Annotated in this window: 10 protein-coding genes; 6 read left to right on the forward strand and 4 right to left on the reverse strand. The window is 68.0% G+C overall.

Annotated features, from left to right (window positions below):
• Positions 1-353: CVNH domain-containing protein (locus EON91_RS13800; protein WP_292095876.1), on the reverse strand; the 353-nt coding region annotated here is incomplete at its 3' end.
• 210 nt (positions 354-563) lie between these two features.
• Between EON91_RS13800 and EON91_RS13805 the strand changes: the two genes are divergently transcribed.
• The gene (locus EON91_RS13805; RefSeq protein WP_292095878.1) at positions 564-1235 is read left to right on the forward strand and encodes a cell cycle transcriptional regulator TrcR; all 672 of its coding nucleotides are present in this window, start codon (positions 564-566) and stop codon (positions 1233-1235) included.
• Between the two features lie 81 nt (positions 1236-1316).
• Here the strand turns inward: EON91_RS13805 and EON91_RS13810 are convergent, their stop codons facing one another.
• The gene (locus EON91_RS13810; RefSeq protein ID WP_292095882.1) at positions 1317-1490 is read right to left on the reverse strand and encodes a DUF465 domain-containing protein; all 174 of its coding nucleotides are present in this window, start codon (positions 1488-1490) and stop codon (positions 1317-1319) included.
• Between the two features lie 114 nt (positions 1491-1604).
• On the opposite strand from EON91_RS13810, the gene EON91_RS13815 reads away from it, so the two are divergent.
• From EON91_RS13815 to EON91_RS13825, 3 genes are read left to right on the forward strand one after another with little or no spacing between them, the layout of a single operon-like run.
• Positions 1605-2219, forward strand: a complete 615-nt coding sequence (locus EON91_RS13815) for a UbiX family flavin prenyltransferase (RefSeq protein ID WP_292095884.1) — start codon at positions 1605-1607, stop codon at positions 2217-2219.
• Positions 2216-2680, forward strand: a complete 465-nt coding sequence (locus EON91_RS13820; protein WP_292095886.1) for a TIGR02444 family protein — start codon at positions 2216-2218, stop codon at positions 2678-2680. Before EON91_RS13815 ends, EON91_RS13820 begins: the two co-directional genes overlap by 4 nt.
• Before the next feature lie 40 nt (positions 2681-2720).
• The gene (locus tag EON91_RS13825) at positions 2721-2942 is read left to right on the forward strand and encodes a DUF465 domain-containing protein (protein WP_292095888.1); all 222 of its coding nucleotides are present in this window, start codon (positions 2721-2723) and stop codon (positions 2940-2942) included.
• A 16-nt stretch (positions 2943-2958) separates the two neighbouring features.
• Here EON91_RS13825 and EON91_RS13830 read toward each other — a convergent pair whose 3' ends face one another.
• Entirely contained in the window at positions 2959-3534 is a 576-nt protein-coding gene (locus EON91_RS13830) for a GGDEF domain-containing protein (RefSeq protein WP_292095895.1), read from the reverse strand.
• Between the two features lie 131 nt (positions 3535-3665).
• On the opposite strand from EON91_RS13830, the gene purE reads away from it, so the two are divergent.
• Together purE and EON91_RS13840 are read left to right on the forward strand one after the other, a co-directional pair.
• On the forward strand, positions 3666-4163 hold the full coding sequence (purE, locus tag EON91_RS13835; RefSeq protein WP_292095889.1) for a 5-(carboxyamino)imidazole ribonucleotide mutase: 498 nt from the start codon (positions 3666-3668) through the stop codon (positions 4161-4163).
• Positions 4163-5272 carry a 5-(carboxyamino)imidazole ribonucleotide synthase gene (locus EON91_RS13840; protein WP_292095891.1) on the forward strand — a complete coding sequence of 370 codons (1110 nt, stop codon included), beginning with the start codon at positions 4163-4165 and terminating at the stop codon, positions 5270-5272. Before purE ends, EON91_RS13840 begins: the two co-directional genes overlap by 1 nt.
• A gap of 27 nt (positions 5273-5299) precedes the next feature.
• On the opposite strand, the gene EON91_RS13845 is transcribed toward EON91_RS13840, so the two are convergent.
• Positions 5300-5956, reverse strand: a complete 657-nt coding sequence (locus EON91_RS13845) for a COQ9 family protein (protein ID WP_292095893.1) — start codon at positions 5954-5956, stop codon at positions 5300-5302.
• Positions 5957-6191 lie beyond the last annotated feature (235 nt).

Here is a 6191-nt window from a genome sequence, read left to right on the forward strand (position 1 = left end):
CCCCAGCCGCCACCCGGCGGGCGACCGCCATTCCCCCAGCCGCCGCCCTGGCCGGGACGCCCCTGCTCGATATCGCCGCGATGGCGTCCGCAGACCAGCCGGCCGTCGTCATTGCCGATATCGGCGTCGGCGCAGCGGTTCAGTTCGATGGACGTGCCACGGATCTGCCCGCGCCGGTCACGGCAGTCGGCGTACAGCCGGCCCTGGTTCACGTATGAACCGCTGCACGACTGGGCATAGCTGCCGCGCGGGGCGACGCGGCTCTGGGCCTGGGCCGAGCTGTCGCTCGGGACGCTCCACGCCATGCCACCCATGGCGACGGCGGCGGCCGTGGTGATGGCGAGGGTCTTCATGGCAGTTCCTCCTGTGTTTGCGCTGAACGCGCTCTGGACGCCAATGTTCACCCAACCAGATGAACCTTCGCTGTATGACATGGTTGGGAGCCGTTTTCTTTTGATCCGAAACGGCCTATATCCGTTTCATCAGCGCCCGGCCGAAAGGTCGGGCGCCGTCGTATCCAACGCCCGGAATTCCGGGCCGAACCCCACCGGGACGAACGCCCCATGACCGACATTCTGATGCCCAAGGCCACTGCGGTCTGGCTCGTCGACAACACCTCCCTGACCTTCGAGCAGATCGCCGACTTCTGTGGCCTGCACCCGCTGGAAGTGCGCGGTATCGCTGACGGCGACGTGGCCCGCGACATTCGCGGCGTCGATCCCGTCACCGGCGGTCAGCTGACCCGCGAAGAGCTGGACAAGGCCCAGACGGACGAGAACTATCGCATGAAGGCGGTCGTCAGCCGCCACGCCGACCTGCTGAAGCCGCAGAAGACCGGCCCGAAATACACGCCCGTCTCGCGCCGTCAGGACCGGCCGGACGCCATCGCCTGGTTCGTGCGCAACCACCCCGAGGTGACCGACGCCCAGATCGCCAAGCTACTGGGCACCACCAAGTCGACGATCGAGAGCGTCCGTAGCCGCACGCACTGGAACTCGGCCAACATCAATCCGGTGGACCCGGTGACCCTGGGCCTGATCGGCCAGATCCAGCTGGACGAGATCGTCCGCAAGGCCGCCGACAAGAAGGCCAAGGACGACGCCAGGAACGGCGGCGCCACCCTTCAGGCCGCCGAGCCGGAACCCGAAGTCCTGCTGCCCGCCGAAGAGCCCGAGGACGACGGCCGCTATGTCGCCGAGCCCACGGCGGAATCGGTGTTCGGCTCGCGCGACTGATCGCACAGTCGACCTGACGAAAAAGAACGGCCCCGGACGCTGGTCCGGGGCCGTTCCTGTTTCCAGATTGTGGGATCAGCCTTAGCCCGCTCGGGCCTCCAAGGTGCTGATCTCTTCCTTCAGACGAAGCTTGCGTTGCTTGAGCTCCCTAAGCTCCAGCGAGTCCGCGGAGGGTCTGTTCAGCTCCCGCTGGATCGTCTCATCCAGCGAGCGATGACGGTTTCCCAGTTCGCGAATACGAGCCTCAATGGTCATGGCTTGCGCCTCCATGTCTAAGGGACCACACAGTGAGCGCCCGGATCGGCAAGACGTTGAATCACATTCCGGTGACGTCCTATCGTCCGGGACGGACAGAGCCTGGACCCCAATATGGCCGATGATGTGAACGTAGCCGTGGAAACCCCGCCACGTCGGCTTGTGGTCGGTGTCTCGGGCGCCTCGGGCGTCATTCACGGGGTGCGCGTTCTTGATGCGCTCCGCGAGCTGGGGATCGAAAGTCACCTGGTCGTGTCCCGCGCCGCCCTGCTGACCCTGTCGCAGGAAACGGACCTGAGCCCTGACGACCTGACCGGCCGCGCCGACGTGGTGCACCGGCTGAACGACGTGGGCGCCAGCATCGCGTCCGGCTCTTTCCGGACGCTGGGCATGATCGTGGCCCCCTGTTCCGTCCGCACCATGGGCGAGATCGCGACGGGCGTGACCTCCACCCTGCTGACCCGCGCCGCCGACGTCGCGCTGAAGGAGCGCCGCCGGCTGGTGCTGATGGTGCGCGAGACGCCGCTGCACCTGGGCCATCTGCGTACCATGACCGCCCTGACTGAAATGGGCGCCGTAATCGCCCCACCCCTGCCCGCCTTCTACGCCCGTCCCGCCTCGATCGAGGACATGGTGGACCAATCCGTCGGCCGCGCCCTGGACCTGTTCGGCCTGGACTGGTCGCCGGTGCGCCGCTGGGAAGGACTGAAGGGCGGAGCGGCCGAATGAGCCTGTGGGATTGGGCCGTCGCCGCCTATGGCGCGGACGGCGTGGGTGAGGCCTGTCTGGGCCTTCAGGATCTGCACGAACAGAACGTGCCCCTGCTGCTGTGGGGCGGCTGGAACGCCGTGACCGGCCGTCGCCCGGACGCAGATGACATCGAGGCCGCCTGCGACGTCGCCCGTGCCTGGCAGGATACGGCCATCGCGCCGTTGCGTGCCGTGCGCCGGACGCTGAAGGCCGTCATTCCCGATCTGGACGAGGCTGATCGTCTGGCCGTGCGCGAGCAGGTCAAGGCGGTGGAGTTGGAGGCCGAGCGCCGCCTGCTGCTGGCGCTGGAGGGGCTGTCCCCCGCGCCGACCGGCGCGGCGCGGCCCGCCATCGACGGCCTGGTCGAGGTCGCGCGCGCCTGGGGCGCTGTCACACCACGCCCGGCGCTGATCCGGCTGGCGGAACGCCTTCCGGCGTGACGAACCGTCCGCTATAAATCCTGCTGTCCGGGGCCTAACGATGAACGACGACGAACCGCTCAGCGAAGAAGAACGCATCCTGCATGCGCGTCTGCAGATCCTGATTCAGGAACATGCCGACCTTGAGGCCTCGATCGAGGCGCTGAACCAGATGCCCATTCCGGACCAGCTCCTGATCGCCCGCATCAAGCGCAAGAAGCTGACCCTGCGCGACGAGATCGTGAAGATCGAAGCCCGCATCCTGCCCGACATCATCGCCTAGAAGCGGCCCCAGGGCGCTAGCGGCCCTTCTTGCGCACCCACATGGCGGCGTCGGCTTCGGCCAGCCAGACTTCCGGATCGGCCTGGCCCGTCCAGGCGCGGACCCCGAACGAGCCGCCCAGCCTCGCCGTGCGGCCTTCCCATTCGAACGGACGGGCGGCCAGGGCTTCGGCCAGACGGCGGGCCTTTTCCTGGCCTTCGTCGGGCCCGGCGTTCAGCAGCAGAAGGGCGAATTCATCGCCGCCCATGCGGCCCACGGCGTCCGATTCGCGGACATTCTCGATCAGCAATCTGGCCACCTGGACCAGCGCCGCGTCGCCCGCAGGGTGCCCCAAGGCGTCATTGACCGCCTTGAACCCGTCCAGATCGACATACAGCAGCACCGCCGAGGCGCCGTAGCGGGCGCAATAGGCCATGGTCCGGTGCATCACGGCGACAAAGCCGCGCCGGTTCAGCGTCGGCGTCAGCACATCGTGGTCGGCCAGCGCCTCGGCTCGTTCAGCCCTGTCTGTCAGCCCGATCACCTGGGCGCGCAGGCGCTCGACCTCGGCGCGCAGGCGCTGAATCTGGTCCGTTTGATCGCTGAGCACCACGGTCGACAAGGGCGCGACGGCTCCAAAAAACGGCGACTCACCTGGCCGTCGAATAACAGGATGCTAGCGCGGCCGGTTGCGGGCGCAACGCGTGTGCTGTAACCGGCCGCTTTCCGCGTGGAGGCCACCGCATGGCGACCCCGACCGAAACCGCTCCTGTCGCCATCATCATGGGCAGTCGCTCCGACTGGCCGACGATGAAGCTGGCGGCCGAACGGCTGGACCAACTGGGCGTCGCCTGGGAGGCCAGGGTCGTCAGCGCGCACCGCACGCCGCAACGCCTTTATGATTTCGCCACCAACGCCAAGGCGAACGGCCACAAGGTCATCATCGCCGGCGCCGGTGGCGCGGCCCATCTGCCCGGCATGGCGGCGTCGATGACCGATCTGCCGGTGCTGGGCGTGCCGGTCCAGTCCAAGGCGCTGAAGGGGCTGGATAGCCTGCTGTCGATCGTCCAGATGCCCGGCGGCGTCCCCGTCGCGACCCTGGCCATCGGCGAGGCGGGCGCGGCGAACGCAGGGATACTTGCGGCGCAGATCCTGGCGCTGTCAGACCCCGCCCTGGCGGACCGGCTCAGCGCCTTCCGCGTGGCCCAGACCGAAGCCGTCGCCGAAAGCGTCGAGGACTGATGCCGACCTTGCCCCCGTTGTTTCCCCTGCCGCCCGGATCGACCCTTGGCGTCCTGGGCGGGGGACAGCTGGGCCGGATGCTCAGCCAGGCCGCGTCGCGCCTGGGCTTTGACGTGGTGATCCTGGACCCCGAGCCGGACTGCCCGGCGGCCCGCGTGTCGCGGGCCCAGATCACCGCCGCCTATGACGATCCCGACGCGCTGCAGGCGCTGGGCGCCCTGTGCGACGTGGTCACCTTTGAATTCGAAAACGTGCCCGCCCAGTCGGTAGAGCAACTGGCCGGGGCCGGCGCCCTGGTCGCGCCGGGGCCGACCGCCCTGGCCATCGCCCAGGACCGGGTGGACGAAAAGACCTTCCTGAACGCGGTGGGCGCGACCACGGTCGACTTCGCCCCGGTGTCCAACCTGACCGACCTGGCCGACGCCATCGACCGTCTGGGCCTGCCCGCCCTGCTGAAGACGCGGCGCGAGGGATACGACGGCAAGGGTCAGGTCTGGATCCGCGACGCCGCCGACGCAGAGGCCGCCTTTGACGCCATCGGCCGCCGCCCGGCGATTCTGGAGGCCGCCGCCGTCTTCGATCGCGAACTGTCGGTGATCGCCGCGCGCGGCCATGACGGGTCCGTGGCCGTCTATCCGCTGGGCCAGAACGTCCATGCCAATGGGGTGCTGAAGACCACCCTGGCTCCCGCCGCCGTCGACCCCGCCACCCAGGCGCGGGCGCGCGACATCGCCGCCGCCGTGCTGGACGGACTGGACTATGTCGGCGTCATGGGGATCGAGCTGTTCGACATGGGCCCCGACTCAGAAGGAAAGCCCGAACTGCTAGTGAACGAGATCGCCCCGCGCGTGCACAACACCGGCCACTGGACCCAGGACGGCTGCGTCTGCGACCAGTTTGAACAGCACATCCGCGCCATCGCCGGCTGGCCCCTGGGCCCCACCAACGCCCACGCCCGCATCGAAATGACCAACCTGCTGGGCGACGAGGTCGACCAATGGCGCGCATTGGCCGGCCAAGCGGATGCGAGGCTGCACCTCTACGGCAAGGCCGAGGCCCGCCCGGGCCGGAAGATGGCGCATGTGAACCGGGTGCTGGGTTCTCTCTAATGCACTTTCTCCCATCGGAAGAGGGAGTTAAGCCTTCGCCCCGTACCGCATCCTGGCCAGCGCCTCGGTGACCTTGCGCACAGGCGCGTCGAAATCCTTACCCGCCTTCCACTTTTCAAACGCCATGACGTTTTCGATGCGGCGGGCGACGAAGGCCTCCGCCGCTTCTCGGCCGTCGAACCAGCGCATGGTCAGGGCGGGGATCAGGATGCCGCCCAGGATGGCGCGCTTGGAATAGTGGTTCTGGTCCGTGGCCGTGTCGCCGGCCCAGCGCCACAGATGGTCCGCCGTCTCCCACGCCAGTTTGAAGCCCAGATCGACGTTGGTCGGCAGCGACAGGAAGCCAGCGCAACGCTTCGACGCCTCGATGTCCTGGGCGCCCGCCTCCATCCGGGCCGATACTGCGGCGGCGATTCGCTGGCGAATTTTCATCGTCTCGGGCGGCGTGGCCTCCAGCGCCTTTAAAGCCCGCGCATCGTGGCGCCGCGACAACAGCACGGCCAGGTCGCGGGGGCCGTTGGGCAGCAGCAGTTCCTCGTCGCCCACGCTCATGCCCTCGGCCTCGCAGGCGGCGCGGACCAGGCGGCCGTTCCAGCCCAGCGTGGCCGCGCGGGCGACGGCGGCGTCCAGCACCGCCTGCTCCTTGCGGTCGGCCCAGTTTCCCTGATCGGCGGTATCGGTCATGAGAACACGATAGGCCCGTCCGGCGGGCATTTCGAGCGTTGATGATCAAACGTGACGATCTGGACAGCGCCCGGTCGGTCGTGTATCAGCGCGCCTTCATCCGAGAGCCCTGCTTCCGGAAGACGATTTTATTTGTTCGCCCGTCTCCCTCACAGGACGCGGCGGGCGGCCAAAGGAGAGTTCAACCTGGTACAGATTTTCGTTCGCGATAATAACGTCGATCAAGCGCTGAAAG

It is taken from the genome of Brevundimonas sp. (assembly GCF_004210735.1).
In the GTDB taxonomy this organism is placed as follows: domain Bacteria; phylum Pseudomonadota; class Alphaproteobacteria; order Caulobacterales; family Caulobacteraceae; genus Brevundimonas.

Bases quoted from the DNA above. Each gene is read 5' to 3' on its own strand.
- EON91_RS13815 (WP_292095884.1), top strand. From the start codon at position 1,605: ATGGCCGATGATGTGAACGTAGCCGTGGAAACCCCGCCACGTCGGCTT.
- purE (WP_292095889.1), top strand. From the start codon at position 3,666: ATGGCGACCCCGACCGAAACCGCTCCTGTCGCCATCATCATGGGCAGT.
- EON91_RS13805 (WP_292095878.1), top strand. From the start codon at position 564: ATGACCGACATTCTGATGCCCAAGGCCACTGCGGTCTGGCTCGTCGAC.
- EON91_RS13825 (WP_292095888.1), top strand. From the start codon at position 2,721: ATGAACGACGACGAACCGCTCAGCGAAGAAGAACGCATCCTGCATGCG.
- EON91_RS13845 (WP_292095893.1), bottom strand. From the start codon at position 5,956: ATGACCGATACCGCCGATCAGGGAAACTGGGCCGACCGCAAGGAGCAG.
- EON91_RS13820 (WP_292095886.1), top strand. From the start codon at position 2,216: ATGAGCCTGTGGGATTGGGCCGTCGCCGCCTATGGCGCGGACGGCGTG.
- EON91_RS13810 (WP_292095882.1), bottom strand. From the start codon at position 1,490: ATGACCATTGAGGCTCGTATTCGCGAACTGGGAAACCGTCATCGCTCG.
- EON91_RS13840 (WP_292095891.1), top strand. From the start codon at position 4,163: ATGCCGACCTTGCCCCCGTTGTTTCCCCTGCCGCCCGGATCGACCCTT.